The organism is Buttiauxella sp. BIGb0552, assembly GCF_004366275.1.
In the GTDB taxonomy this organism is placed as follows: domain Bacteria; phylum Pseudomonadota; class Gammaproteobacteria; order Enterobacterales; family Enterobacteriaceae; genus Buttiauxella; species Buttiauxella gaviniae.
Genome location: NZ_SODY01000006.1, coordinates 190,421 through 216,242, shown reverse-complemented (window position 1 = coordinate 216,242; position 25,822 = coordinate 190,421). Strand labels below are relative to the sequence as shown.

Annotated in this window: 26 protein-coding genes, 1 tRNA gene and 1 pseudogene; 14 read left to right on the top strand and 14 right to left on the bottom strand. The window is 49.9% G+C overall.

Annotated features, from left to right (window positions below; translation table 11 throughout):
• Positions 1–43: 43 nt before the first annotated feature.
• Positions 44–1,021 carry an elongation factor P--(R)-beta-lysine ligase gene (epmA, locus tag EDF88_RS18110; protein WP_064515625.1) on the bottom strand — a complete coding sequence of 326 codons (978 nt, stop codon included), beginning with the start codon at positions 1,019–1,021 and terminating at the stop codon, positions 44–46.
• Between the two features lie 329 nt (positions 1,022–1,350).
• On the opposite strand from epmA, the gene frdA reads away from it, so the two are divergent.
• From frdA to EDF88_RS18080, 6 genes are all read left to right on the top strand, one after another.
• Entirely contained in the window at positions 1,351–3,144 is a 1,794-nt protein-coding gene (frdA, locus tag EDF88_RS18105) for a fumarate reductase (quinol) flavoprotein subunit (RefSeq protein ID WP_134186246.1), read from the top strand.
• A complete protein-coding gene (locus EDF88_RS18100) occupies positions 3,137–3,874 on the top strand; it encodes a succinate dehydrogenase/fumarate reductase iron-sulfur subunit (protein ID WP_064515621.1) in 738 nt (245 codons plus the stop codon). The genes frdA and EDF88_RS18100 overlap by 8 nt, the downstream gene beginning before the upstream one ends.
• Positions 3,875–3,884: 10 nt before the next feature.
• A complete protein-coding gene (frdC, locus tag EDF88_RS18095) occupies positions 3,885–4,280 on the top strand; it encodes a fumarate reductase subunit FrdC (protein ID WP_134186244.1) in 396 nt (131 codons plus the stop codon).
• Between the two features lie 10 nt (positions 4,281–4,290).
• Positions 4,291–4,650, top strand: coding sequence for a fumarate reductase subunit FrdD (gene frdD, locus EDF88_RS18090; RefSeq protein ID WP_034461132.1), 360 nt, complete (start codon positions 4,291–4,293; stop codon positions 4,648–4,650).
• Positions 4,651–4,808: 158 nt separating this feature from the next.
• The gene (gene ampC / locus EDF88_RS18085; RefSeq protein ID WP_134186242.1) at positions 4,809–5,960 is read left to right on the top strand and encodes a CMY2/MIR/ACT/EC family class C beta-lactamase; all 1,152 of its coding nucleotides are present in this window, start codon (positions 4,809–4,811) and stop codon (positions 5,958–5,960) included.
• 101 nt (positions 5,961–6,061) lie between these two features.
• The gene (locus tag EDF88_RS18080; protein WP_134186240.1) at positions 6,062–6,595 is read left to right on the top strand and encodes a lipocalin family protein; all 534 of its coding nucleotides are present in this window, start codon (positions 6,062–6,064) and stop codon (positions 6,593–6,595) included.
• On the opposite strand, the gene sugE is transcribed toward EDF88_RS18080, so the two are convergent.
• A complete protein-coding gene (gene sugE, locus EDF88_RS18075; protein ID WP_134186238.1) occupies positions 6,592–6,909 on the bottom strand; it encodes a quaternary ammonium compound efflux SMR transporter SugE in 318 nt (105 codons plus the stop codon). The two genes, EDF88_RS18080 and sugE, sit on opposite strands and share 4 nt — an antisense overlap.
• Before the next feature lie 302 nt (positions 6,910–7,211).
• Between sugE and EDF88_RS18070 the strand changes: the two genes are divergently transcribed.
• Complete coding sequence (locus EDF88_RS18070) at positions 7,212–7,796, top strand: LuxR C-terminal-related transcriptional regulator (RefSeq protein WP_134186236.1); 585 nt, start codon at positions 7,212–7,214, stop codon at positions 7,794–7,796.
• A gap of 47 nt (positions 7,797–7,843) precedes the next feature.
• Here EDF88_RS18070 and ecnB read toward each other — a convergent pair whose 3' ends face one another.
• The 3 genes from ecnB to efp form a co-directional block, all read right to left on the bottom strand.
• Complete coding sequence (gene ecnB, locus EDF88_RS18065; protein WP_034492730.1) at positions 7,844–7,990, bottom strand: lipoprotein toxin entericidin B; 147 nt, start codon at positions 7,988–7,990, stop codon at positions 7,844–7,846.
• A 102-nt stretch (positions 7,991–8,092) separates the two neighbouring features.
• Positions 8,093–8,218 (bottom strand): entericidin A/B family lipoprotein, encoded by a 126-nt coding sequence (locus EDF88_RS18060; RefSeq protein ID WP_083962946.1) that lies wholly within the window; start codon positions 8,216–8,218, stop codon positions 8,093–8,095.
• 71 nt (positions 8,219–8,289) lie between these two features.
• The gene (gene efp, locus EDF88_RS18055; protein ID WP_064515606.1) at positions 8,290–8,856 is read right to left on the bottom strand and encodes an elongation factor P; all 567 of its coding nucleotides are present in this window, start codon (positions 8,854–8,856) and stop codon (positions 8,290–8,292) included.
• A 40-nt stretch (positions 8,857–8,896) separates the two neighbouring features.
• On the opposite strand from efp, the gene epmB reads away from it, so the two are divergent.
• Entirely contained in the window at positions 8,897–9,925 is a 1,029-nt protein-coding gene (gene epmB, locus EDF88_RS18050) for an EF-P beta-lysylation protein EpmB (RefSeq protein WP_134186234.1), read from the top strand.
• Positions 9,926–10,040: 115 nt separating this feature from the next.
• Here epmB and EDF88_RS18045 read toward each other — a convergent pair whose 3' ends face one another.
• The 4 genes from EDF88_RS18045 to EDF88_RS18030 form a co-directional block, all read right to left on the bottom strand.
• Complete coding sequence (locus tag EDF88_RS18045; RefSeq protein ID WP_034461360.1) at positions 10,041–10,394, bottom strand: DUF4156 domain-containing protein; 354 nt, start codon at positions 10,392–10,394, stop codon at positions 10,041–10,043.
• A gap of 158 nt (positions 10,395–10,552) precedes the next feature.
• Positions 10,553–12,196: a chaperonin GroEL gene (gene groL, locus EDF88_RS18040; RefSeq protein WP_064515601.1), complete on the bottom strand. Its 1,644-nt coding sequence runs from the start codon at positions 12,194–12,196 to the stop codon at positions 10,553–10,555.
• Positions 12,197–12,244: 48 nt separating this feature from the next.
• Complete coding sequence (locus EDF88_RS18035) at positions 12,245–12,538, bottom strand: co-chaperone GroES (RefSeq protein ID WP_034461121.1); 294 nt, start codon at positions 12,536–12,538, stop codon at positions 12,245–12,247.
• A 138-nt stretch (positions 12,539–12,676) separates the two neighbouring features.
• The gene (locus tag EDF88_RS18030; RefSeq protein ID WP_064515596.1) at positions 12,677–13,162 is read right to left on the bottom strand and encodes an FxsA family protein; all 486 of its coding nucleotides are present in this window, start codon (positions 13,160–13,162) and stop codon (positions 12,677–12,679) included.
• Between the two features lie 372 nt (positions 13,163–13,534).
• On the opposite strand from EDF88_RS18030, the gene aspA reads away from it, so the two are divergent.
• From aspA to EDF88_RS18000, 6 genes are all read left to right on the top strand, one after another.
• Complete coding sequence (gene aspA, locus EDF88_RS18025; protein ID WP_064515594.1) at positions 13,535–14,971, top strand: aspartate ammonia-lyase; 1,437 nt, start codon at positions 13,535–13,537, stop codon at positions 14,969–14,971.
• A 112-nt stretch (positions 14,972–15,083) separates the two neighbouring features.
• Entirely contained in the window at positions 15,084–16,385 is a 1,302-nt protein-coding gene (locus EDF88_RS18020) for an anaerobic C4-dicarboxylate transporter (RefSeq protein WP_134186232.1), read from the top strand.
• Positions 16,386–16,483: 98 nt separating this feature from the next.
• Positions 16,484–16,807 carry a divalent cation tolerance protein CutA gene (cutA, locus tag EDF88_RS18015; protein WP_034461116.1) on the top strand — a complete coding sequence of 108 codons (324 nt, stop codon included), beginning with the start codon at positions 16,484–16,486 and terminating at the stop codon, positions 16,805–16,807.
• Positions 16,783–18,495 (top strand): protein-disulfide reductase DsbD, encoded by a 1,713-nt coding sequence (locus EDF88_RS18010; protein WP_134186230.1) that lies wholly within the window; start codon positions 16,783–16,785, stop codon positions 18,493–18,495. Before cutA ends, EDF88_RS18010 begins: the two co-directional genes overlap by 25 nt.
• Positions 18,496–18,582: 87 nt before the next feature.
• Positions 18,583–19,158, top strand: a complete 576-nt coding sequence (locus tag EDF88_RS18005; RefSeq protein ID WP_064515586.1) for a transcriptional regulator — start codon at positions 18,583–18,585, stop codon at positions 19,156–19,158.
• Positions 19,159–19,272: 114 nt separating this feature from the next.
• Positions 19,273–19,348, top strand: a tRNA-Phe gene (locus EDF88_RS18000).
• Between the two features lie 475 nt (positions 19,349–19,823).
• Here the strand turns inward: EDF88_RS18000 and EDF88_RS24970 are convergent.
• The 5 genes and pseudogenes from EDF88_RS24970 to EDF88_RS17980 form a co-directional block, all read right to left on the bottom strand.
• Positions 19,824–20,004: pseudogene (locus EDF88_RS24970) on the bottom strand (IS6 family transposase); the annotation flags it as partial.
• A gap of 88 nt (positions 20,005–20,092) precedes the next feature.
• The gene (locus EDF88_RS17995; protein WP_134186228.1) at positions 20,093–21,115 is read right to left on the bottom strand and encodes a LacI family DNA-binding transcriptional regulator; all 1,023 of its coding nucleotides are present in this window, start codon (positions 21,113–21,115) and stop codon (positions 20,093–20,095) included.
• A 30-nt stretch (positions 21,116–21,145) separates the two neighbouring features.
• Positions 21,146–22,555, bottom strand: a complete 1,410-nt coding sequence (locus EDF88_RS17990) for a sucrose-6-phosphate hydrolase (protein ID WP_134186226.1) — start codon at positions 22,553–22,555, stop codon at positions 21,146–21,148.
• Positions 22,555–23,925 carry a sucrose-specific PTS transporter subunit IIBC gene (locus EDF88_RS17985; RefSeq protein WP_134186224.1) on the bottom strand — a complete coding sequence of 457 codons (1,371 nt, stop codon included), beginning with the start codon at positions 23,923–23,925 and terminating at the stop codon, positions 22,555–22,557. The genes EDF88_RS17990 and EDF88_RS17985 overlap by 1 nt, the downstream gene beginning before the upstream one ends.
• Before the next feature lie 74 nt (positions 23,926–23,999).
• Entirely contained in the window at positions 24,000–25,583 is a 1,584-nt protein-coding gene (locus tag EDF88_RS17980; RefSeq protein ID WP_134186222.1) for a carbohydrate porin, read from the bottom strand.
• Between the last annotated feature and the right edge of the window lie 239 nt (positions 25,584–25,822).

The following is a 25,822-nucleotide window of genomic DNA, read 5'->3' as shown; positions in this document are numbered from 1 at the left end:
CATCGCATAGGGTGGATAAGCGCAAGCGTCATCCACCGTTTTTTTAAGCCCGGTCTACCGGGAACGCCAGCACGTCGGCCAGGCTTTCAGCCTTCAGCGCCAACATAATCAAACGATCCACACCTAGCGCAACACCTGAACAATCAGGCAATCCCGCCTTCAGCGCTTCCAGCAAATTCACATCAATTGGCTGCTGTGGCAAACCGCGAGCGGCACGTTTGCGATTATCCTGCTCGAAACGCTGCTGCTGCTCACGCGCATCGGTTAATTCGTGGAAACCATTCGCCAGCTCAATACCTCGGAAGTAAACCTCGAAACGCTCCGCGACGCGGTGATCCTCGGTGCTGATTTGCGCAAGGGCGGCCTGGCTTGCCGGGAAGTGATAAACAAACGTCGGTTTGTCTTTACCAATATGTGGCTCAACACCCATGCTGAACAGCAATTGCAGCAAGGTATCGCGGTCTTCTTCCTGATCGGCAATGTTGCTTAGATCGAGTTTTTTCGCCACTTCGCGCAACTGCGTTTTGTCCGCAGAAAGTGGGTCAATCTCCAGGTGGCGCTGGAAAGCCTGCTGATATGAGAGAGACTCTGCCGCATCTGTTTCCAGAACCTGTTGCAGTAAATCATCAACTTCATTCATCAGACGATACATATCGTAGCAAGGACGGTACCACTCCAGCATAGTGAACTCTGGATTATGGTGGCGGCCCATCTCTTCATTACGGAAGCTACGGCACAGCTGAAATACCGGGCCGATGCCTGCCGCCAGCAGGCGTTTCATGTGGTATTCCGGGCTAGTCATCAGGTACAAATTCACGCCCTGAGCATGGCCTGGGCCAACAAAACGGGTTTCAAACGGGAACAGATTAATGTCCGTTACCGTAGCCTGACTCATGCACGGTGTTTCCACCTCCAGTACACCGCGGTCGGCAAAAAAACGCCGAATGACTGCCATGATCGCAGCGCGTTTTAACAGGTTGGGGATGGATGCGCTCGGCTGCCAGGTGGCCGTTTCGCTCATGGTGGAGTCTCCGTATTCAAACAAGGCCGAGAAGTCTACCCGCATCGCATATTGGAGACAAATTTTGCGCAGTAAATTTTCATCGTTGCTGAAACCACTATGACGCGAAGAATCCTAATTTCGTGACGTAACTCATCACTACTACTAATTAATTGCTGAACTGAACAGCAAAAAAATCGAACACGTCAAATTTCCTTAAAAAGCCTGCGGCTATAATCCGCTACCTACAAAGGAGCAGGGATAACCCTTTCGCTATAGCTGGCGCCGTATTGGTGAACTACCTTTGGTTAAATTAGCTATGCGAAATAACTAAAATCTGGAGGAATGTCGTGCAAACCTTTCAAGCCGATCTTGCCATAATAGGCGCTGGCGGAGCGGGCTTACGAGCAGCCATCGCGGCGGCACAAGCCAATCCACAAGCCAAAATCGCTCTGATTTCCAAAGTCTACCCAATGCGTAGTCACACCGTGGCCGCCGAAGGGGGTTCTGCTGCCGTTACGCAGGATCACGACAGTTACGAATACCATTTCAACGACACCGTTTCCGGTGGCGACTGGTTGTGTGAGCAGGATGTAGTCGACTACTTCGTGCATAACTGCCCAACCGAAATGACACAGCTTGAGCAATGGGGTTGCCCATGGAGCCGCCGCCCGGACGGTTCAGTGAACGTTCGCCGTTTTGGTGGCATGAAGATTGAGCGCACCTGGTTTGCCGCAGATAAAACCGGCTTCCATATGCTCCACACCCTATTCCAGACCTCATTACAGTTCCCGCAAATCCAGCGTTTTGACGAGCACTTCGTGCTCGACATTCTGGTTGATGACGGCGCTGCTCGTGGCCTGGTCGCCATGAATATGATGGAAGGCACGCTGGTACAAATCCGCGCCAATGCCGTTGTTATGGCAACCGGCGGTGCGGGTCGTGTTTATCGCTATAACACTAACGGCGGCATCGTGACCGGCGATGGTATGGGCATGGCGTTGAGCCACGGCGTACCGTTGCGTGATATGGAATTTGTGCAATATCACCCAACCGGCCTTCCGGGTTCCGGCATTCTGATGACGGAAGGCTGCCGTGGTGAAGGCGGTATTCTGGTCAACAAAGATGGCTATCGTTATCTGCAAGATTACGGAATGGGCCCTGAAACTCCGCTGGGCGAGCCGCGTAACAAGTACATGGAACTTGGCCCGCGTGACAAAGTTTCTCAAGCCTTCTGGCACGAATGGCGCGCTGGCCGCACCGTTCCGACGCCACGTGGCGATGTGGTTTATCTCGACCTGCGCCATCTGGGCGAGAAAAAACTTCTCGAACGTCTGCCGTTTATCTGCGAACTGGCAAAAGCGTATGTTGGCGTTGACCCGGTTAAAGAGCCGATTCCAGTTCGTCCTACCGCGCACTACACCATGGGTGGTATCGAAACTGACAGCCAGTGCGAATCACGCATTAAAGGCCTGTTTGCCGTCGGCGAATGTTCGTCCGTTGGCCTGCATGGTGCAAACCGTTTAGGTTCGAACTCTCTGGCAGAGCTGGTGGTGTTTGGTCGCCTGGCGGGTGAAAATGCGATGAAGCGTGCGAACGAAGCACAGCCTGCCAATGATGCTGCACTGAACGCGCAAGCGGCAGATGTTGAAACCCGTCTCAAGAAATTGGTGAATCAGGAAGGCAGTGAAAACTGGTCGAAGATCCGCGATGAAATGGGTCTGTCGATGGAAGAAGGTTGCGGTATTTATCGCACCCCTGAACTGATGCAGAAAACGAAAGACAAGCTGGCTGAGCTGCAGGAGCGCTTCAAACGCGTTCGCATTACTGACACATCCAGCGTGTTCAATACTGATTTGCTATACACCATCGAGTTGGGCCACGGCCTGAACGTTGCGGAATGTATGGCGCACTCAGCAATGGCACGTAAAGAGTCTCGTGGTGCGCACCAGCGTCTGGACGAAGGTTGCACCGAACGTGATGACGTGAACTTCCTGAAACACACTCTCGCCTTCCGTGACGCCAATGGAACTACGCGTCTGGAATACAGTGATGTGAAAATCACCACCCTGCCACCGGCAAAACGCGTCTATGGTGCGGAATCAGAAGCGGCCGACAAGAAGAAGGAGGCGTCTAATGGCTGATGCGATGAAGACCCTGAAGATTGAAGTGGTGCGCTACAACCCGGAAACGGATAACGAGCCGCACAGTGCAATCTATGAAGTGCCTTATGATGAGCAAACCTCGCTGCTGGATGCGCTGGGTTATATCAAAGACAACCTGGCACCAGACCTGAGCTATCGCTGGTCATGCCGTATGGCTATCTGCGGCTCTTGCGGCATGATGGTCAACCGCGTGCCTAAACTGGCTTGTAAAACCTTCCTGCGTGAATACACCAAGGGTATGAAGGTTGAGGCGCTGGCAAACTTCCCTATTGAGCGCGATTTAGTAGTCGATATGACCCACTTTATCGAAAGCCTGGAAGCGATTAAGCCGTACATCATTGGCAATACGCGTACACCAGACCAGGGGCCAAACACCCAAACTCCAGCCCAGATGGCGAAATACCATCAGTTTTCCGGCTGCATCAACTGTGGCCTGTGTTATTCCGCATGCCCGCAGTTTGGTTTAAACCCTGAGTTTATTGGCCCGGCTGCAATCACGCTTGCTCACCGTTACAACCTGGATAACCGCGACCATGGCAAGAAAGAGCGTATGGCGCAGTTAAACGGCCAGAACGGCGTCTGGAGCTGTACTTTCGTGGGCTACTGCTCCGAAGTGTGCCCGAAACACGTCGATCCCGCCGCTGCCATCCAGCAGGGTAAAGTCGAAAGTTCGAAAGACTTTTTGATTGCCACCCTGAAACCACGCTAAGGAGTGCAAAATGACTACGAAACGTAAGCCATATGTGCGGACGATGACCCCAACCTGGTGGAAAAAACTGGGTTTCTATCGTTTTTATATGATTCGTGAAGGAACCGCTGTGCCTACCGTTTGGTTCAGCATCTTGTTGCTGTGCGGCCTTTTCTCTTTGAAAAGTGGCCCGGAAAGCTGGTCAGGGTTTGTCAGTTTTCTCCAGAACCCTATCGTGGTTATCCTCAACCTGATCACGTTAGCGGCTGCGTTGTTGCATACGAAAACCTGGTTTGAACTGGCACCAAAGGCCGCCAATATCATCATCAAAGATGACAAAATGGGGCCGGAGCCAGTGATTAAAGGGTTGTGGGCGGTGACGGTTGTCGCCACGGTCGTCATTCTGTTTATTGCACTGTTCTGGTAAGGGGGACGTCATGATTAATCCAAATCCAAAACGCTCCGACGAGCCAGTATTCTGGGGTCTGTTTGGCGCAGGCGGCATGTGGGGTGCAATCATTGCTCCTGTCATCGTGCTGCTGGTTGGCATCATGCTGCCGCTGGGGCTTTTCCCGGGCGATGCATTAGGCTATGACCGTGTGCTGGCATTCTCACAAAGCCTGATTGGTCGCCTGTTCATCTTCCTGATGATTGTGCTGCCACTGTGGTGTGGTTTGCACCGTATCCACCACGCAATGCACGACCTGAAAATTCATGTGCCATCTGGCAAGTGGGTGTTCTACGGTCTTGCAGCCATTCTGACTGTTGTGACTTTTATTGGTGTCATCACTCTCTAAAGTTAAGCATTCCAGTAAAAAGGCCTGCCATGTGCAGGCCTTTTTGTTTGTATCTTCCCGCCTGCCACGTAAACATATTCGCTAAGACACCCCTGAGGACTGATGATAAATTGAGTCGTTCAGGGCATGCTGTCGTGTCACTTTATGGAAGCTATTCAATGATGAAAAAAACACTTTGCGGTGTGCTAATGCTCACGGCCTCCTGCTCAGCGCTTGCTGCAACGAAAGCGTTGACCGAACAACAGATTGCTCAGACAGTCAATCAGACCATTGAACCGCTGCTCAAAGAGCAGAATATACCCGGCATGGCCGTCGCCGTTATTTATCAGGGAAAACCCTATTACTTCACGTATGGTCTGGCTGATATCGCCAAAAATTTACCGGTCACGAAAGAGACATTGTTTGAACTCGGCTCTGTCAGTAAGACCTTTACCGGTGTTCTGGGTGGCGATAGCGTAGCCCGTGGGGAAATAAAACTAAGCGACCCGGCAACGAAATACTGGCCTGCACTCACCGGTAAGCAATGGAAAGACATTAACCTGCTGCAACTTGCTACCTATACCGCAGGTGGCTTACCCCTACAGGTTCCTGATGAAGTCACAAGCCAGGCTTCCTTGCTCCACTTTTACCAGAACTGGCAGCCACAATGGGCTCCAGGCTCCACTCGACTCTATGCTAATGCCAGCATCGGCCTATTCGGTGCGTTGGCGGTGAAGCCGTCAGGAATGAGCTTTGAAGAAGCAATGTCCAGACGCGTATTCCAGCCGTTAAACCTTGTGCATACATGGATAAAAGTGCCCGCATCTGAGGAGCACAACTACGCATGGGGCTACCGTAACGATAAGCCAGTGCACGTTTCACCGGGCATGCTGGATGCAGAAGCCTATGGCGTGAAAACTACGATTGAAGATATGGCCAGTTGGCTACAGGCAAACATCAAGCCTGAACAGGTCGATTCTGCAACATTACGTAAGGGAATTGAGCTCGCACAATCACGCTACTGGCGAATTGGCAGCATGTATCAGGGCTTAGGTTGGGAGATGCACAACTGGCCGGTTGATGCCAAAACCGTGGTGAATGGCAGCGATAACAAAGTGGCGCTATCGCCTCAAACGGCGACAGCCATCGAACCGCCGGCACCTGTTGTTAAGACATCCTGGGTTCACAAAACAGGCTCAACCGGGGGCTTTGGGACTTATGTAGCGTTTATTCCCGAGCAACAACTTGGCATCGTGATGATGGCAAATAAAAGCTACCCAAACCCAGAGCGGGTTAAAGCCGGGTACAAGATCCTCGCAGCATTACAGTAATGCATACCGGCCTGCTCAGCAGGCCTTTATATTTCTGCCCGCATACCGCTTTTTTCCTGCTGCCATCTACACTTAGCTAAAAACAACAGAAGGAATTAGCTATGCGCATCTGGCCGATTATCACCACTATTGCAGTTGCGTTTCTCGTTGTTGCCTGTAGCTCCCCAACCCCTCCACCAGGTACTACGGTGGTCAATAATTTTGAAGCAAAACGCTATCTCGGCAAGTGGTATGAAATTGCCCGTCTTGACCACAAATTTGAAAGCGGGCTAGAACAAGTAACTGCCACATATAGCACCATGGATGACGGTGGCATTCGTGTGATAAACAGAGGATTTAATCCCGACAGGCAGATGTGGCAGCAAAGTGTCGGCAAAGCTTACTTCACTGGAGACCCAAGTCGCGCAGCACTAAAAGTCTCATTCTTTGGGCCGTTTTACGGTGGGTATAATGTGATAGCCATTGATAAAGATTACCGGCACGCACTGGTATGCGGGCCGGATAAAGACTATCTGTGGATATTGTCACGCACCCCGACAATCAGCAGTGAAGTGAAGCAACAGATGCTTAATATCGCGACACAACAGGGCTTCCCGGTAGAGAAGCTACTGTGGATTAAGCAACCCACCCGTTAATGAGTGCTAATTTTCAGGCCAATAATCCCGACGACAATCAAAGCCAGGCTCGCAATGCGGGCCAGGTTTGCTGATTCGCCTAACAGCAAGATACCTGTGGTGGCAGCACCTACGGCACCAATTCCTGTCCAGACGGCGTAGGCCGTTCCGGTCGGCAACGTTTTCATTGACCAGGACAGCAGAGCGATGCTGACAACCATAGCAACTACTGTGATAACGCTTGGCCACAGGCGGGTGAAACCATGGGTATATTTCAGGCCGACAGCCCACACAACTTCTAATAAACCGGCGATAACAAGAATAAACCAGGCCATATACAGCTCCATTATTGGGGCCGTCCCCGGAAATCAAGAAGCGCAAATGGGTCGTCCCATAAGGCTGGTGAGGGCGCTATTTTAACAATCAACCGCAGACAAAAAAGTCCAACAGGACTTTCTTATCATAAAAACCAGTAAAGTTTTGTTTCCATGTCTGGCGGGAGTTTTGACATTAAGCCGAGAAATGAACGCAATTTAACCCGTAAATCCACAATTCATTTCAGGTGGTTTCTTCATATTATAATGTTTTATTTGGCATTCAGAAAAGGCTGTAATAGTGAGTCACGTGAACGGTAATTATGCATAAGATATTGTTAATTGACCGCTGCCATTATACCCGGCAGGGATTCAAATATTGGCTCAGTCAAAACACTGCTTTTTCTATTTCTGAAACTGACAATTTACTTTTAGCTCGCGAGAAAATAATACAATGGCGGCCTAATCTTGTTATTGCTGATTTCACCAGTTTCGCCAGCACTCTACATAATATCCAACAGCTCTCATCTATTTATTCTGCCTGTGGCACATCAATTCGATTAATGTTACTTAACAGCATCCGTCACGAAAAGATTGAAGAGTACTGTCTGGCCCAGGGCTCACGCTCGCTGTATAGCAAATCGGTCCCACTAGCGGAGCTTTACGACACTATTCAGAAGCAACTTAGTGCCCGCCCACCTTTTCATCCGGTAAGGCAGTACACCTCTCCTCTTCTTACTTTGCGTGAGGAGCGTATATTAAAGTTGTGGACCGATGAGGCCAATAATGATTTTATCGCCACAATAATGGGGATTAGTACCAAGACGGTTTATACCTATAAGCGGAATATCCGTATGAAGTTAGGGATTAATAATCGCTATTCATTGTTTATAGAACAACAGCATTAACAAAATTAATTACGGTACGGCAATCATACCGTACCGTCAGTGATACTTTAATTCTGTGCTTTTGTTGCCGCACCAGAAATCGCCTGACCACCATCCTGAATATCTTCACCCATACCTTTGGTGGTATTACACGCAGTGAGTAACGATGAAAGCACTATGAGAGAAAAGAACGCTGCAATAGTTTTCTTAATCATGACCGTTTCCTTTTTTGACCATATTGTTTGTGTATAGCAGTTAAAGCATAGACAAAAATTGGCAAACTGAAGGAAAAAGCGGATTTTTAGGAGTGTTGGAAATTACTTGTTTGCTGCACGTTCGATGGAGCCGCCAAGGTGCTTGAGATCTTCACCAAAGCCGCGGGTGGTATTACAACCGGCGAGAAACGAAGTTAACAACGTGATGAAAAGTAAATGCTTAATCAAACGGTTCATCTTCCCTGCCTTTTGTAAGCTGCGGTGAAGCGAAAAACCGCCTCACCGCAAATCTTCACGTATTACTTAACGCGAGAAACGTATTCGCCAGAGCGAGTGTCAACTTTGATCACTTCGCCAGTCTGAACGAACAAAGGTACTTTAACCACAGCACCAGTAGACAGTTTTGCAGGCTTACCGCCAGTACCAGCAGTATCACCTTTCAGACCTGGATCGGTTTCAACGATTTCCAGCTCAACAAAGTTTGGTGGTTGTACGGCGATTGGACGGCCGTTCCACAGGGTTACGATACATTCGGCCTGATCCAGCATCCACTTAGCATTTTCGCCAATGGCTTTTTCATCAGCTGCAAGCTGCTCGAAAGTTTCGTTGTTCATGAAGTGGTAGAACTCACCGTCGTTGTACAGGTAAGTCAGGTTCATATCGATAACGTCTGCGCCTTCAGCGGAGTCGGTAGATTTGAAAGTTTTTTCTACGCGGGTGCCAGTCAACAGGCGGCGCATTTTAACGCGAGCAAAGGCTTGGCCTTTACCTGGTTTAACGAACTCACTGGATTCAACCGCGTAAGGTTCGCCTTCGAACATGATTTTAAGACCGGCACGAAAATCGTTGCTAGAATAAGTCGCCATAAGGCCCTCTGAAATTGTTAATTGGTAGCTTAGCCAAAAAATGGCACACATTGTAACCCTAAATCCCCCCCGCAGAGAAGATTGGTTAACGCAACTTGGCGATGTTATAACCGATCCTGACGAACTGCTGCATATTTTAGAGCTGGACGCTGACAAAGATCTGTTAGCGGGACGTGATGCACGCCGACTTTTTGCCTTGCGCGTGCCGCGAGCTTTTGTCGCTCGCATGGAAAAAGGCAATCCAAACGACCCACTATTACGCCAGGTGTTAACTTCAAAAGAGGAGTTTATTGCCGCTCCCGGCTTTAGCACTGACCCTCTTGAGGAGCAGCACAGCGTTGTGCCGGGGCTGCTGCATAAATACAGCAACCGTGCGCTTTTGTTAGTTAAAGGTGGCTGTGCAGTCAACTGCCGCTACTGTTTCCGCCGCCATTTCCCCTACTCCGATAACCAGGGAAACAAGCGTAACTGGCAGGCAGCCATTTCATACATCAGCGATCACCCTGAACTCGATGAGATCATTTTTTCTGGCGGCGATCCGCTTATGGCAAAAGATCACGAGCTGGACTGGCTGATCGGTGAACTGGAAGCCATCGCGCATATTAAACGGTTACGTATTCACAGCCGTTTGCCGATTGTCATCCCGGCACGTATTACAGATACGCTGGTAGCGCGTCTTGCACGCTCACGGTTGCAGGTGATTCTGGTAAACCATATCAACCATGCCAATGAGATTGATGATGAGTTCAGAGCGGCTATGGTGGGCTTACGCCAGGCCGGCGTCACATTGCTTAACCAAAGTGTCCTGCTGCGCGATGTGAACGATAACGCACAGACTCTCGCAAGCCTGAGTAATGCATTGTTTGATGCGGGCGTGATGCCGTATTACCTGCATGTGCTCGATAAAGTGCAGGGTGCGGCGCATTTCATGGTGAGTGATGATGAAGCCAGAATGATTATGCGTGAGTTACTGACGTTGATTTCCGGCTATATGGTGCCGAAGCTTGCGCGTGAGATTGGCGGTGAGCCGAGTAAAACACCATTGGATTTGCAGTTACGGCAAAGCTGATTTCAGTAGCTTAAAATGGTGGATGACGCGGGGCGCTTATCCACCCTACACAACTGAAGAGTTTGGTTGGTCGGGTAAGCGCAGCGCCACCCGACATCATAAAGCGCCCCCTAAATCAGTTCGGGCACTTATAAACCTGACCAGTCATTTTGCTGGCAGTAGGAGCAAAGCTCGACAACAAGTTTTGAGTTGGGCTGCTCACGCCATACAGCACGTTACCACCCATCGCCGCTGCGTTATTACGCAGAGCATTAGCCGCACCGCGCATAGAACCACCTTCATCACCATGTTGGCCTGACAACCAGTTGCTTTGCTCGCCGGTTGCGGTGCCAATCAGCTGGCATTCAGTGCCTGGCTTCTCTTCAACGAAACGAACGCTCTGGCCATTAGTGCTTAACTCATTGCTGGTGCTACATCCTGCCAGCAGCAGCGCTGCCACAGCTATTCCTGCTGAAACTTTAATGCGCATGTTCTTCCCCGTTATCAATGCCGTCTTGAATAGTAGCGGGCAGTCATCGCCCGGTGAGATCTTATACCAGAGTGCGACCAAAAAGAAAAAACCCTCAGACATTTCTGCCTGAGGGTTTTCTTAACACGGTGTAACTTCACACCAGGTGTTGGGGCAAATTACATCATGCCGCCCATGCCACCCATACCGCCCATACCTGCGCCACCTAAGTCAGGGCCGTCAGATTTTGGCATATCGGTAATCATGCACTCAGTGGTGATCATCAGGCCAGCCACAGAAGCTGCGTACTGCAGAGCAGAACGAGTTACTTTGGTTGGATCCAGGATACCCATGTCGATCATGTTGCCGTATTCTTCAGTTGCTGCGTTGTAACCGTAGTTACCGTCGCCCGCTTTCACGTTGTTAGCAACAACAGATGGCTCTTCGCCGCAGTTCAGAACGATCTGACGCAGTGGAGATTCCATTGCACGCAGTGCAACTTTGATACCCACGTTCTGGTCTTCGTTCTGGCCACGCAGTTCAGACAGTTTAGAAGCTACGCGAATCAGCGCAACACCACCACCGGCAACCACACCTTCTTCAACCGCAGCACGGGTAGCGTGCAGGGCATCTTCAACGCGTGCTTTCTTCTCTTTCATTTCAACTTCGGTAGCAGCACCGACTTTGATTACTGCAACGCCACCAGCCAGTTTAGCTACGCGCTCTTGCAGTTTTTCACGGTCGTAATCAGAAGTTGCTTCTTCAATTTGCTTACGAATCTGAGTTACACGGCCCTGGATCGCATCTTCTTCACCATTACCATCAATGATAGTCGTGGTGTCTTTGTTGATAACGATACGTTTAGCAGTACCCAGGTCTTCCAGAGTCGCTTTTTCCAGCTCCATACCGATCTCTTCAGAGATGACGGTACCGCCAGTCAGAGTTGCGATGTCTTGCAGCATTGCTTTACGACGGTCGCCAAAGCCAGGTGCTTTAACAGCAGCAACTTTCACGATGCCACGCATGGTGTTAACCACCAGGGTCGCCAGCGCTTCACCTTCAACATCTTCAGCAATGATCAGCAGTGGTTTGCCTGCTTTCGCAACGGCTTCCAGAACTGGCAGCATTTCACGGATGTTGGAGATTTTTTTGTCAGCCAGCAGAATGAACGGGCTTTCCAGTTCGATAGAACCAGTTTCAGGCTTGTTGATGAAGTACGGAGACAGGTAGCCACGGTCAAACTGCATACCTTCTACAACGTCCAGCTCGTCTTGCAGGCCAGTGCCTTCTTCAACGGTGATAACGCCTTCTTTGCCTACTTTCTCCATTGCTTCAGCAATCAGAGTACCAACAGTTTCGTCGGAGTTAGCAGAGATAGTACCAACCTGAGCGATTGCTTTAGAGTCAGAGCAAGGAACAGACAGTGCTTTCAGCTCTTCAACAGCGGCGATAACAGCTTTATCGATACCGCGTTTCAGGTCCATTGGGTTCATGCCCGCAGCAACAGCTTTCAGGCCTTCAGTGATGATGGACTGAGCCAGCACGGTTGCAGTGGTAGTACCGTCGCCCGCAGCGTCGTTCGCTTTAGAGGCAACTTCTTTAACCATCTGCGCACCCATGTTTTCGAACTTGTCTTCCAGTTCGATTTCACGCGCTACAGAAACACCATCTTTAGTGATAGTCGGTGCACCGAAAGATTTATCCAGAACAACGTTACGACCTTTAGGACCGAGGGTAACTTTCACTGCATCTGCCAGTACGTTAACGCCACGCAGCATTTTCACACGAGCGTCATTACCGAATTTTACGTCTTTAGCTGCCATTCTTAACTTTCCTTAAATTCGTTTATGTTCGTTCAGTTTTTGCGCGGATTACGCTTCAACAATTGCCAGAATGTCGCTTTCTGCCATGATCAACACTTCTTCATTGTCGATCTTCTCAGATTTCACGCCGTAGCCATCGTTGAAAATTACGATATCGCCGACTTTAACGTCCAGCGGTTGTACGTTACCGTTTTCCAGGATGCGGCCTTTACCGACAGCGATGATTTCGCCACGAGTTGATTTGCCTGCTGCGCTGCCAGTAAGAACGATGCCGCCCGCAGATTTAGATTCAACTTCTTTACGCTTGACGATAACGCGGTCATGTAATGGACGAATGCTCATGTGATAGCTCTCCTTTGAGAAAGTCATTATCAATTGTTTAGGTAACGCCGGCCCAAAATGGGTTATCGGCTGGTGACCTGAGAGATGGGGATGAGCCTTCCCCCCTTCAAGGGGGGAAAACAAAAAAATTTTCGATTTTTAACGATTGTGACGATCATCGTTATCGCGGTCATCTAGCTGTTTGGGAGCATCGTCTTTACGTTGATACTCACCGTCGAACGTTGAACCACCGCCAGTACCCGCGCTAAAACCACCACCTGGAGTACGCGAGAAACGTAGATGTGGCATCAGTTTCAGCGTCAGATGCTTCTGTACTGGTGGCAGTAACAGCAACAAGCCCAGGAAGTCAGTGAAGAAACCTGGCAACAACAACAGCAAGCCTGCGATGATTAACGAAACGCTTTTAATCATCTCAACTGCCGGGCTTTCACCCGCTGCCATTTTCTGCTGCATCAGCATGAAGTTTTTAAAACCCTGGTTGCGAACCAGCGACATACCAATTACTGAAGTGAATATCACCAGCACAAGCGTCAGGAAGACACCCATAACGTGGGCGACCTGAATAAACAATGAAATCTCTATGTATACATAGAGAAAGACGGCAATTAACGGTATCCAGCGCACCGTACACTCCTGTAGTTGGAAAAGCCCGTAGTAAAACCGGAGCAATTGTAGCAAGCGCCATCAAGCACTTGCGAAAATAGGTTAGCAATTATGCACAGTCAAAGAGATGGCGACTCTATAGTCAAAAATCAATCTAAGCGCCTTATTATTTTTTTGGAAGTTTTCAACAATTGATCAACATCACATATTAATAAATGTTATGTGAGCAGACCTTTTAATAAGTGATCCAGATTACTGCTTTTCGCTATCATCAGCATATCATCACGGCACGCAGACCGAATATGGACATAATCGTCGGTCTATTCATCGCACAACCGTAGATCCTGTGTGTGCAATGATCAATCAATGGCAGCTTTAATTAAGAAGGTTCACATGTTAAATAACATTCGTATCGAAGAAGATTTGTTGGGTACCAGGGAAGTGCCAGCGGATGCCTATTATGGTGTTCATACTCTGAGAGCGATTGAAAACTTCTACATAAGCAACAGTAAAATCAGTGACATACCTGAATTTGTGCGCGGTATGGTCATGGTTAAGAAAGCAGCGGCAATGGCGAACAAGGAGTTGCAAACCATTCCGAAAAGCATCGCAAACACCATTATCCAGGCCTGTGATGAAGTGCTGAATAACGGCAAGTGCATGGACCAATTCCCGGTGGACGTTTACCAGGGCGGTGCCGGTACTTCCGTCAACATGAATACCAACGAAGTGCTCGCCAACATTGGGCTTGAGCTGATGGGCCACCAGAAAGGTGAGTACCAGTTCCTGAACCCGAATGACCACGTAAACAAATGCCAATCCACTAATGATGCCTACCCGACAGGTTTCCGAATCGCGGTGTACGCCTCTATTTTGAAACTGATTGATGCTATCAATCAATTAGGCGATGGCTTCCAACGCAAAGCGGTTGAGTTCGAAAATGTCCTGAAAATGGGCCGTACTCAGCTACAAGACGCCGTACCAATGACGCTGGGCCAGGAATTCCACGCTTTCAACGTGCTGTTGAATGAAGAGACCCGCAACCTGCTGCGCACCGCAGAACTGCTGCTGGAAGTGAACCTGGGCGCTACTGCAATCGGTACTCGCCTGAACACCCCAGAAGGTTACCAGCAACTGGCAGTTCAGAAACTGGCTGAAGTCAGCAACCTGCCATGCGTTCCAGCTGAAGACCTGATTGAAGCGACTTCCGACTGTGGCGCGTACGTCATGGTTCACAGCTCGCTCAAACGCCTGGCAGTGAAAATGTCGAAGATCTGTAACGACCTTCGCCTGCTCTCTTCCGGCCCGCGTTCTGGCCTGAACGAAATCAACCTGCCAGAATTGCAGGCTGGTTCTTCCATCATGCCTGCCAAAGTAAACCCGGTAATTCCAGAAGTAGTGAACCAGGTCTGCTTTAAAGTGATTGGCAACGACATCACCGTAACCATGGCTTCCGAAGCCGGTCAGCTGCAGCTGAACGTAATGGAACCCGTGATTGGCCAGGCGATGTTCGAGTCTATTCACATCCTGACCAACGCTTGCTACAACCTGCTGGAAAAATGTATCAACGGCATCACAGCCAATAAAGAAGTGTGTGAAAGCTACGTCTACAACTCAATTGGTATCGTGACTTATCTGAACCCATTCATTGGCCACCACAATGGCGACATCGTTGGGAAGATTTGTGCCGAAACCGGAAAGAGTGTGCGTGAAGTTGTTCTGGAACGCGGGCTGCTCACCGAAGCCGAGCTGGACGATATCTTCTCCATCAACAACTTGATGCACCCGGTCTATAAAGCGAAGCGTTACACCGATGAAAGTGAACAATAGTCCTTTCTGGTAGTCATTAAAAGGCACGTCCATTGGACGTGCCTTTTTCATTTGTACCACCAACAAAAACACAACAAAAAATTATCAATCATCACACACAAGGAAGGAAATCATGTTTGGAGCTGAACTCGTTATCGTGCTTTTAGCGATATACCTCGGTGCCAGGCTCGGCGGCATAGGCATTGGCTTTGCTGGCGGTTTTGGCGTATTAGTTTTAACCCTGATTTTCCAGGTCAAACCGGGCGCTATCCCTTTTGATGTAATCGAAATCATCATGGCAGTTATTGCCGCGATTGCCGCCATGCAGGTAGCAGGTGGAATGGACTATCTGGTCAGCCTTGCAGAAAAACTACTGCGTCGCCATCCGAAATACATCACCTTCCTCGCTCCGCTCGTGACATGGTTTATGACCATTCTTGCGGGAACCGGTCATACTGCATTTTCCACGCTTCCGGTAATTACGGAAGTTGCGAAAGAACAAGGCATTCGCCCATCGCGCCCACTGTCTATTGCTGTTGTCGCCTCGCAAATCGCCATTACTGCTTCACCGATTTCTGCCGCAGTGGTGTTCTTCTCCGGCATTCTTGAGCCAATGGGCATCAGCTATCTGACTCTACTGAGCATCTGTATTCCGGTTACGCTGGTAGCCGTTATGCTGACAGCGATTGTGTGTAACTTCCTGGGCAGTGAACTGAAAGACGACCCGGTTTATCAGGAACGTCTGGCTAAAGGCGAAGTAAAACTGCGTGGGGCCAGCGTGTTTGAATTAAAACCTCATGCAAAACGTTCGGTGCTACTGTTCCTTATCGGTATCGTTGCCGTCATGCTGTACGCCACCGCCATCAGCGACACCGTTGGCTTGATTCAAAACCCAATCCTGCCGCGTAACGAAGCGATTGTAGTGTTCATGCTGACCATCGCCACGCTTATCTGCCTCACTTGTAAAATTGATACTGGCGAAATCCTTAATGCCAGCACGTTCAAATCGGGCATGAGTGCCTGTATCTGCGTACTGGGTGTAGCCTGGTTGGGTGATACCTTCGTTAAAAACCACATCCAGGATATTCAGGCCGTTGCGGGTGACTTGCTGCAAAGCTATCCGTGGTTGCTGGCTGTAGTGCTGTTCTTCGCAGCCACTTTGCTTTACTCCCAGGCGGCAACCACTAAAGCACTGATGCCAGCGGCATTAATGCTCGGTGTTAGCCCGCTGACCGCCATCGCATCTTTCGCCGCCGTTTCAGCGCTGTTCGTGCTGCCAACCTACCCAACCTTACTGGCTGCGGTAGAGATGGATGACACTGGCTCTACGCGTATTGGTAAATACGTGTTTAACCACGCGTTCTTAATTCCTGGCGTTATCGCTATTACGCTGTGCGTGATCCTCGGCTTCATTGTCGGCGGCTTGGTTCTGTAAATCTTTTAAAACACGGGTCGCACTGCGGCCCGTTTAACGCCCCCGCTCACTCCCACATGCTATAGTCAACCGCGAATCCACCAGATACGAGGTTAGCTATGCCGACTACCCAGGCTGTTGTCATCCTTTGTACTGCCCCAGATGAAGCCACCGCTCAGGAACTTGCCGCCCTTGTGCTGGCTGAGAAACTGGCGGCCTGCGTCACCTTATTGCCCGGTGCGACATCGCTCTATTACTGGGAAGGGAAAATGGAACAGGAGTATGAGGTGCAGATGCTGCTCAAAAGCGACATTGAGCATCAGGAAGCGCTGCTCGCTTGCCTGAAATCGCATCACCCATATCAAACCCCTGAATTACTGGTTCTGCCAGTTACCCACGGAGATAGTGAATACCTCTCATGGCTCTACGCATCTTTGCGCTAATTTTTGCGCTATTCAGCTCACATGCTTTTGCAGGTCTTTTCGACAACCAAAGCAAATCTCAGTTTGTGCCGGTCGACCAGGCTTTTGCATTTGATTTTCAGCAGTCTGACCACCAGCTCAACCTTAACTGGCAGATAAAACCCGGCTACTACCTCTATCGCCAGCAAATAAAAGTGAATCCGGCTCAGGCCGAACTCGCCCCGCCAGAGTTGCCAAAAGGCACCTGGCATGAGGACGAATTCTACGGAAAGACTGAGATCTATACCCAGCAGCTTAATCTATCGATAACGATTGAGAAGGCGACCAAAGGGGCAACTGTTAGCGTGACGTATCAGGGCTGCGCCGAAGCGGGCTTCTGTTACCCGCCTGAGACGCGCGTGGTGCCACTTAGTGAAGTACTGCCAGAGGCAAATTCATCAGCGCCCGTAGCTGTTGTGCCAAAAACACCAGCAGACGCTACAGATACTAAAACCACCCAACTGCCGTTCTCTGCACTTTGGGCGTTCTTAATCGGTATCGGTATCGCGTTCACGCCTTGCGTGCTGCCGATGTACCCATTGATTTCCGGCATTGTGCTCGGAGGTAAACAGCGTTTATCGACTGCTCGTGCCCTGCTGCTGACCTTTGTCTATGTGCAAGGAATGGCGTTGACCTATACCGCGCTGGGCCTTGTGGTTGCGGCGGCTGGCCTGCAATTCCAGGCAGCTCTTCAACATCCTTATGTGCTTATCGGCCTGTCAGCACTGTTTGTACTGCTCGCAGCATCCATGTTTGGGTTGTTCACGCTGCAACTGCCGTCATCGCTTCAAACGCGCCTTACGTTGATGAGCAATCGCCAGCAAGGCGGTTCCGCGGGTGGCGTGTTTGCGATGGGCGCATTAGCCGGGCTGATTTGCTCGCCTTGTACTACCGCACCGCTGAGTGCCATTCTGCTGTACATCGCCCAGAGCGGGAACATGTGGCTCGGAGGCGGCACGTTGTATCTCTACGCGCTAGGCATGGGCCTGCCACTGATGCTCATCACCGTATTCGGTAACCGTCTGCTTCCAAAAAGTGGCCCGTGGATGGAAACCGTCAAAATCGCATTTGGTTTTGTGATCCTTGCACTGCCGGTTTTCCTGCTGGAACGCATACTGGGAGATAATTGGGGTATTAGGTTATGGGGTTTGCTCGGCGTAGCGTTCTTCGGCTGGGCGTTTATCACCAGCCTGCAAGCGACTAAATCGTGGATGCGCGTGGTGCAGATAATCCTGCTCGGTGCGGCACTGGTTTGCGCTCGCCCGCTGCAAGACTGGGCATTCGGGAGCACGGTAACCGCCAGCCAGGCACATCTCAATTTCACCAAAATTGCTAACGTTGAGCAGCTCGATGCCGCACTCGCCAATGCAAAAGGCAAACCCGTAATGCTCGATTTGTACGCCGACTGGTGTGTGGCTTGCAAAGAGTTTGAGAAATACACCTTTAGCGATGCGCAGGTACAGCAACAGCTGGGAAATACCGTTTTACTCCAGGCTGATGTTACCGCCAACAACGCGCAAGATGTGGCGCTGTTAAAGCATCTCCAGGTTTTAGGGCTACCAACGATTTTGTTCTTTGATACACAAGGGCACGAGTTGCCAGAAGCACGTGTGACCGGTTTTATGAATGCTGACACCTTCCGTACGCATTTGCAGAAACTGACGCCGTAAACAACACTCATTGTGGGAAGTACACTAAATAATTCAGCTTGCATCGAGGCAGCTTGAAGTATGACGGGTACAACGGAGGAGATAACCGTGCAACGCGAAACAGTACTAGAGCACGCCTTACACGTACTTGAACGTGAAGGAATTGCCAGCACCACCCTGGATATGGTCGCCGCAGAGGCAGACTATCCGGTTACAGAGATCAGCAATTTCTGGCCAAACAGTGAGGCATTACTCTATGACGCCCTGCGTTATTTGAGTCAGCAAATTGATGTCTGGCGCCGTCAGCTCGCGCTTAATGAAGAGTTGTCGCTCGAGCAGAAACTGTTGAAGCGCTACGAAGCGTTGACCGAATGCGTCAACAACCATCGCTATCCGGGATGCCTGTTTATTGCGGCCTGCACCTTTTACCCGGATGCATCGCACCCGATTCACCAACTGGCCGATCAGCAGAAAAAAGCCGCCTGGGAATTCACTCATGAAATGCTAATGCAGCTGGAAGTGGATGACCCAACGATGGTGGCGCATCAAATGGAACTGGTGCTGGAAGGCTGCCTGAGCCGTTTGTTGGTGAAACGCAGCCAGGCCGATATCGAAACTGCCCGTCGACTGGCCGAAGATATTCTGCGATTTGCCCAGTGCCGACAAGGTGGCGCATTGACCTGATGAATTGTTTTCTCGCCATTTTGCATGAAAAGAAAGCACTTAAACGCATTTAGCCCCTTTTTTATGACAAAGCCGTTGACGCCTAACGGCCTTTACGGTTTAATGCGCCCCGTTGCCCGGATAGCTCAGTCGGTAGAGCAGGGGATTGAAAATCCCCGTGTCCTTGGTTCGATTCCGAGTCCGGGCACCACTATTTAAAGAAACCAGCCTAAGGGCTGGTTTTTTGCTTTCTGAGATTCGGACTCTCCATCGAACTTCGTTCGATTACTCGTCGCCTCCCTGCGACTCGCCCTACGGGCCAGCGCAAGCGCTGTTCAAAAACGTTCCCGACGTTTTTGTCCGAGTCCGGGCACCACTATTTAAAGAAACCAGCCTAAGGGCTGGTTTTTTGCTTTCTGGAATCCGGTAAAGTTCTGGTAGTTCTTACTACAGATACCGCTACCTTACTTCTTGCGTCCTGTCTGAACATTTCCCCCCTGCAACACGCTTTATCCTCCGTCTGCTTACCTTAATGCCACCTATAAGCACGATATTAAAGGTTCATCAGTTGCACAAAGAGAGAAATGCCTCATGACCAGTATTTATATTTTTTTACGGACTGGATTAAGCCGTGATGTCCTCAGGCCGGAAAAATGGTGCGCACCAGAGTGAATTGATCAATGAGTAACACAACGGTGAAGCGTGGAATGCTCAACGATATTGTCGCGTTTGTTTAGTCATCATCTCTTCGATATCCCGCACATTCGGAACATAAGCCAGATATCTTCGAACATACCGAGCGATAATATCGACGGGGTAAAGCAGTCGACTGAAGGCGTTCGGATAACAGCTAAGATCAGATAACATCACAAAAAAAACAGTATGTTATATGTCTATACCTTCACACGATATAACCTAAACTCAATCGACGCCATGAGCGATAGATATGTGGTATTCACGATTTTAAAGAGTCAGGATGCCGCCAGTGCAATTGAGGAGATAAGGCGCACTGGCGTTCTTCAGGCTGCTGTTCATTGATAAGACCAATCACAACGTCAAAACAGTGCATCGCCAGCTCACGGCAATCCTGAGCTACAGTGTCAATTTTCACCGATAGCGAGTCGTAGAGGTAATGATCGTCAAAACTGCACAGATGTATGTCACTTTCCAATAGCTTATGTTGGCTCAGATAGCGCAGAACCCCTTCCATCAAACCACAGGAGGCAACATAAAGCGCTTTTGGCGGGCGTCCGAGACGTGCGCAGAGTTTAGCGAACATCTCATAGCCAGAGCTGGGATGATAATTTCCGTACATGATCCACTCAGGTTTCAGCGTCACACCTGCGCGTTCAAGGCCCAGCTGATATCCGGCCAGGCGGTCACGTGTGGGAGAGATACGCTGCTGCCCGCCAAGAAAATAAAATTCATCCGGATGATTTTTTGCCACGCGGGCGACCAGCTCAGCGGAAGACTCAATCGCTTCGCACACCACCAGCGGTAGCTCTGTGCCAGGCATATGGCGGTCGAACAGTACCACCGGTAGCTGCTGGCTGATTTTGACGTATTCCGCATCATTGAGCATGCTCGATGCCACAATCAGACCATCAACCTGGCGCTGGATAAGATTATTCACCACCATGTTTTCCTGGCTGGTGTTTTCATCAGTACAGGCGATAAGCAACTGCATACCATTTTCGCGGCACAACGTCTCCAGCTCGTTAGAGCAGGCTGCAAAACCGTAGTTGGTCATTTCCGGTACCACTAACCCCAGCGTATAACTGCGCACCTCGTTGAGCGACCGCGCGTGAATACTCGGCTGATAATGATGTTCAGCGGCCACAGCCATCACGCGATTACGTGTGGCATCGGAAATGCGAAACTTTTTACTGTGTCCGTTAAGCACCTGGCTGGCAGTCGATTTCGACACGCCAGCCAGTTCGGCTATGCCACTGATAGTGATGCGTTTGGTCTTTTTCACTGCGCCATGTTCTATAGTCTGGGAAGACTTTTATTCTATCACGCAATCAGCTAACGACCAGCGACGCAGCACAATCAGCTGTTTTCCGCTGAAGGTTAATTGTGCAGGCAAAACAGGGAAGTAGCGCGAAGACATTACCGCCTGGCCATCATTGATAAAAATCTCCACGCTGGAGGTGTCGCACATGAGGGTCAGATGGCGTAAAGCCCCACGCCATACGCGTTGTTCTCGCTCGCCGCTACGACGGTTGTTACGTGAAAGTCGCAGCCATTCTCCATCCCATGCCAGCTCAAGTTCTCCTCCAATATCGACGTGGAACGGCCGATCTGTGACGATTTCAACTTCAGCGTGCGTAATATCCCAGACCGGTGCTTCCTGCGCGATACCCTGCCATAGCTGCACTTCACCACGAAGCTGGCATAGCTCACGCGCCGGGCGCTGAATGATTTTACCTGCCTCGAGCGTCAACTCACGTGGGCAGGTCATAGTGTGGATCCAGCCATGTTCAACCGTTGGTTGATAAAACTCATCGCCGTCCGGGATACCCATCCAGCCGATCAGCAGGCGGCGATTATCATCGGTCAATGTAGTTTGCGGTGCATAAAACTCAAAGCCCAAATCGAGTTCATGGAAATCTCCGTGTGAAAACTGTCCTTTATCGTAATCCAATTGTCCGACGAAATACCCCGACTGGAAGGTATTAAGGTAGTGATCAGATTCCGCTGGTAACCCTTGCGGACAACAGATAAGAACGTCTGCGCCGGATAAGTTAAACAGATCAGGGCATTCCCACATATAGCCGAATGGGCCCAGCCCATTCAGACCAGAACCGGCGATTTCGCCCAGCAACTGCCATGTCAGCAAGTCGCTGGAACGCAGCAATAGCACCTTACCTTGCAGACTTAGATCCTGTGCACCCAGCACCATGTACCAGTAGTCGTGGTGCTGCCACACTTTCGGGTCACGCACATGTCCGGTGTAACCGTTCGGTAAGTCCAACACCGGCCCTATTTTATCAAACTCACCTTCCGCATTTTCCCGCGCCAGGCATTGAAATGCGGTACGGCTTCCGTCTGGGTGTTTAACATTGCCGGTATAGATGAGCATTAGGTGGCCGTTGTCCACTATTGCTGAACCGGAATAACAACCGTGTGATTCATAAGCTTCTGCCGGGGCTAGTGCCAGCGGCTCATGCCGCCAGTGCAGCAAATCAGCGGAACTCCAGTGTCCCCAGAATTTTGCTCCGTGCTTGCAGGCGAGCGGATTCCATTGATAAAACAAATGGTAGCGCCCCTGATGTTGAACAAATCCATTTGGGTCATTGAGTAAACCTACCGGCGGTGCGAGATGCCAGTTGGGGCGCCAGGTATCGGCGGCGGCTTTCACTTGCCCAGCCACCACACTGCGCAACGCCTGTTTTAGTAAACTCGCCTCCGTCATTATTCATTCTCCGTTTTGTATTTCAGCACCAGGGAAAGCAAGAATGCCGAGCCAAAAGCGATAACTAATCCAACCAGATAGCTGAGGATTGAACTGGCCTGCACAATGGCCAGGCCTGGAATTCCTGTTAAACCTACAGCTGTCATATTCACGTGCATTGTCACCACCCACGCGCCACCCAGTGCGCCACCGACAAGAGCTGCAATAAAGGGTTTCATAAAGCGCAGATTGATACCAAAAATAGCCGCTTCGGTAATACCCAACATGGCGGAGAAGGCAGAAGGCACAGCAATGGCTTTAATTTTTGCATCACGGGTTTTGAAGTACACCGCCAAACAAGCACCACCCTGTGCCACGTTAGCCATTGACCAAATCGGCAGCAAGAAATTCACACCTATATTCGGATTGCCCAGCAAACCGGCTTCAATAGCGTGGAAACTGTGATGAATCCCAGTAATAACGATAACTGAGTAAAGACCGCCAAAGAGCAGTCCGGCAATCCAACCTGCGTGGGTTATCAATGTGCTAAGAATAAAGGAGATGCCGTCACCTAATGCACGCCCTGCAGGGCCAATAATCAGGAAGGCAATGAAACCGGAAATTATCACTGTCAGGAACGGGGTTAGAATCAAATCCAGCGCGTCGGGAATGACTTTGCGCAGACGTTTTTCAAGGAAACTCATAAACCAGACAGCAAGCAGCACCGGAAATACAGTGCCCTGGTAACCAATCATCGCGATATCCAGCCCAAAAAAATTCATGGTATGGAATCCACTGGCGACGCCCCAGGCATTGGTCAATGCGGGATGGGTAAGAATACCGCCAAGTGTTGCCCCCAAGAATGGGTTACCCCCAAACTCGCGGGCGGCGGTGAATCCGATAAGGATAGGCAGAATAATAAAAGCTGCCGAACTGAACATGTCGAGCATGATAAAAATCGCGCTTTCAGGGTTCGCCCAGCCATAGGTTTTCACCATGCCCAACAACCCCATCAGCAGGCCGGATGCTACGATTGCCGGAATGATGGGAACGAAGATATTCGATAATACACGGGCTATACGCTGGAATGGGTTGAGTTTCTGCGCTGCGATATTAGCCGCTTCGGATTTACTCGATTCACCAATACCCGCCACCTTAATAAACTCGGCATGGACTTTGTTCACAAGGCCGGTACCAAAGATGATTTGGATTTGTCCTGCATTGCTAAAGCAGCCTTTGACACCTTCAACTTTTTCGATGGCGCTTTTGTTGACCAGGCTGTCATCTAACAGCACCAGGCGCAGACGTGTTGCACAGTGTGCCGCACTGGCAATATTATCTTTACCGCCCAGCAAGGGCAGCAGTTCAGTCGCAATTGCTTTGATATTCATAGTGTTCCTTTTATTTCCCTGAACGACAGAGCCCGAGCAACTCAGGCGCGTCATAGCGATTAAAAACCTGCTTTTTAGAACCAAGTTTCCATCTGGATACCAAAGTTCCACTGCCCGCCTGAGGTAAAGCCATCGGTTCCGAATGCATCGCTGGAAGAGTAGTTATCGAGTTTATGACTCCAGTCCATATAGCTTGCGAAGAAACGGATTTCAGGACGGCTCAGCATATTGCTGATATCTCCGACTTTGAACGTTGGCGCAAACGTCAGCTTGTAGAAGCCCCCTTTCACCTTGTTGTTATCTTGGTAACCTTGAGGATCGAGATCCATATACTGATAGCTACCTTCATAAGCCAGCTCAAAGTTTTCGCTGATCTGCTGAATGAGACGGGCGTTGAAAGTCATCCACTGGTAATCATCCCCCGAGACATAACGATCTTTGCTCTGCTGGGCCAGGATTGCCGGTGCGATGCTCCAATTTTTGCTCAGAGGTGTTATGCCATAGGTCGCAAGGCGCACGGTGGTGGCGTCATCGGTTAGATGCCCGTCTGAGCCAATTGCTTTTACTTCAGCACCTAAGCCGTGACCATACAGAAGCGCGGTTTTTGATGTCCCTTCGCGCAGGCCGTAGAAGTTGTCTCCATGATATGCCAGCGCCGTGTGGAAGCCTGTGTCAGCCGCTTTGCTGATCCCATGGGCACCCACATTTTCGCGATCCTGATTATTCTTGGCACGCAGTCCGCTGACCATCAACTGTAACGGCCCGGCGTAGTTATTTGCTGTAACAATATAATTCTCAATGCGCGTGTCGTTATTGCTGTCATTGTTGTTATCAAGATCGTCAAAGTTGCGTCCGTAAAGCGAGAAATTGCTTTTCAGGTTATCGCTCCACTTCACGTCATAGATACCGCCGCCGGTTCCGGCGAGGAAGATCACATCGGAATCCAGCCAGTGAATATCAAAGTTGTCGCGATCAAATCGCTTACCTGCCCATAGCGTCGAGTTTTTCCACGGACCGGTGAAAGTCGGTAATGAGCCTAACTCAACAAATGCCTGACGAATATTGAGATCGCTGGTCGCGCCGGTCCAGTCGTTATAGCTGCGTTGTCCATCAGCCAACATCACTTTGTAGCGTGAGGTCGCGCCGCTTGCCATGGTCTGATTATGTTCCAGATTTAACTCAACATAAGTGTTGTTTTCGTTACCCAGACGACCTACAGCTCCGCCCGTTTGTCCGGCAGGCGTGACGTAAGGACCGCTTTGAGTCGAGGTTGCGGAATCACTCATGATTACCCCAGAACGTGCATAACCGGAGAATTTGAAACCACTATTATCGCTGTCACTTTTTTTACTGCTGGCTAACGTTTCAGTGCGTTTAGCCACATCGGCAGTTTGCTGCTGGGTTATTTCAGCCGTCTTCGCCACCTGGCGAGTTTGTTGTTCATTGCTTGCCGTTCGAGTTTCAAGTTTTTTAACTTGTTGTTCTGCATCCCTGGCGCGGGCTTCAGCTTGGGTGGCGCGGCTTTCAGCCAACTGGAGACGTTTTTCCAGCGCATCAAAGCGCGCTTCGATGGAGCTGGCAGATATATCGGCGCTTTGCACCGAAGCTGAAACAATAAGTCCAATAACAACAGCAAGATAGCGAGGTTTCATCATCATTTTTATCACCCAGAGGAAGTCTAATTGTTACAAAGAAAATAATTTAGCTAAAATGCTAAACTGGTTTTTCTTGTGACAATATGCACTACAAATTAATTATGGCAATGAATCTATTCGATATTTTATTCGAACTGTGATCTTACTGGCAATTCATTAATTGAAGATAAAAATTAAATTGTACTTTATTTGCTAAACCGGTTCTTCTAGTCTGTAAATAAGCATTTATCAGGATTTTATTG

Excerpts from the sequence above, each read along its gene's own strand:
- EDF88_RS18035 (WP_034461121.1), bottom strand. The coding sequence starts at position 12,538 with ATGAGCATTCGTCCATTACATGACCGCGTTATCGTCAAGCGTAAAGAA.
- EDF88_RS17980 (WP_134186222.1), bottom strand. The coding sequence starts at position 25,583 with ATGATGATGAAACCTCGCTATCTTGCTGTTGTTATTGGACTTATTGTT.
- epmA (WP_064515625.1), bottom strand. The coding sequence starts at position 1,021 with ATGAGCGAAACGGCCACCTGGCAGCCGAGCGCATCCATCCCCAACCTG.
- epmB (WP_134186234.1), top strand. The coding sequence starts at position 8,897 with ATGGCACACATTGTAACCCTAAATCCCCCCCGCAGAGAAGATTGGTTA.
- sugE (WP_134186238.1), bottom strand. The coding sequence starts at position 6,909 with ATGGCCTGGTTTATTCTTGTTATCGCCGGTTTATTAGAAGTTGTGTGG.
- cutA (WP_034461116.1), top strand. The coding sequence starts at position 16,484 with ATGCCGACTACCCAGGCTGTTGTCATCCTTTGTACTGCCCCAGATGAA.
- groL (WP_064515601.1), bottom strand. The coding sequence starts at position 12,196 with ATGGCAGCTAAAGACGTAAAATTCGGTAATGACGCTCGTGTGAAAATG.
- EDF88_RS17985 (WP_134186224.1), bottom strand. The coding sequence starts at position 23,925 with ATGAATATCAAAGCAATTGCGACTGAACTGCTGCCCTTGCTGGGCGGT.
- EDF88_RS18045 (WP_034461360.1), bottom strand. The coding sequence starts at position 10,394 with ATGCGCATTAAAGTTTCAGCAGGAATAGCTGTGGCAGCGCTGCTGCTG.
- EDF88_RS18010 (WP_134186230.1), top strand. The coding sequence starts at position 16,783 with ATGGCTCTACGCATCTTTGCGCTAATTTTTGCGCTATTCAGCTCACAT.
- ampC (WP_134186242.1), top strand. The coding sequence starts at position 4,809 with ATGATGAAAAAAACACTTTGCGGTGTGCTAATGCTCACGGCCTCCTGC.
- frdC (WP_134186244.1), top strand. The coding sequence starts at position 3,885 with ATGACTACGAAACGTAAGCCATATGTGCGGACGATGACCCCAACCTGG.
- efp (WP_064515606.1), bottom strand. The coding sequence starts at position 8,856 with ATGGCGACTTATTCTAGCAACGATTTTCGTGCCGGTCTTAAAATCATG.
- EDF88_RS18070 (WP_134186236.1), top strand. The coding sequence starts at position 7,212 with ATGCATAAGATATTGTTAATTGACCGCTGCCATTATACCCGGCAGGGA.
- ecnB (WP_034492730.1), bottom strand. The coding sequence starts at position 7,990 with ATGATTAAGAAAACTATTGCAGCGTTCTTTTCTCTCATAGTGCTTTCA.
- frdD (WP_034461132.1), top strand. The coding sequence starts at position 4,291 with ATGATTAATCCAAATCCAAAACGCTCCGACGAGCCAGTATTCTGGGGT.
- EDF88_RS18020 (WP_134186232.1), top strand. The coding sequence starts at position 15,084 with ATGTTTGGAGCTGAACTCGTTATCGTGCTTTTAGCGATATACCTCGGT.
- aspA (WP_064515594.1), top strand. The coding sequence starts at position 13,535 with ATGTTAAATAACATTCGTATCGAAGAAGATTTGTTGGGTACCAGGGAA.
- EDF88_RS18100 (WP_064515621.1), top strand. The coding sequence starts at position 3,137 with ATGGCTGATGCGATGAAGACCCTGAAGATTGAAGTGGTGCGCTACAAC.
- EDF88_RS18080 (WP_134186240.1), top strand. The coding sequence starts at position 6,062 with ATGCGCATCTGGCCGATTATCACCACTATTGCAGTTGCGTTTCTCGTT.
- EDF88_RS17990 (WP_134186226.1), bottom strand. The coding sequence starts at position 22,555 with ATGACGGAGGCGAGTTTACTAAAACAGGCGTTGCGCAGTGTGGTGGCT.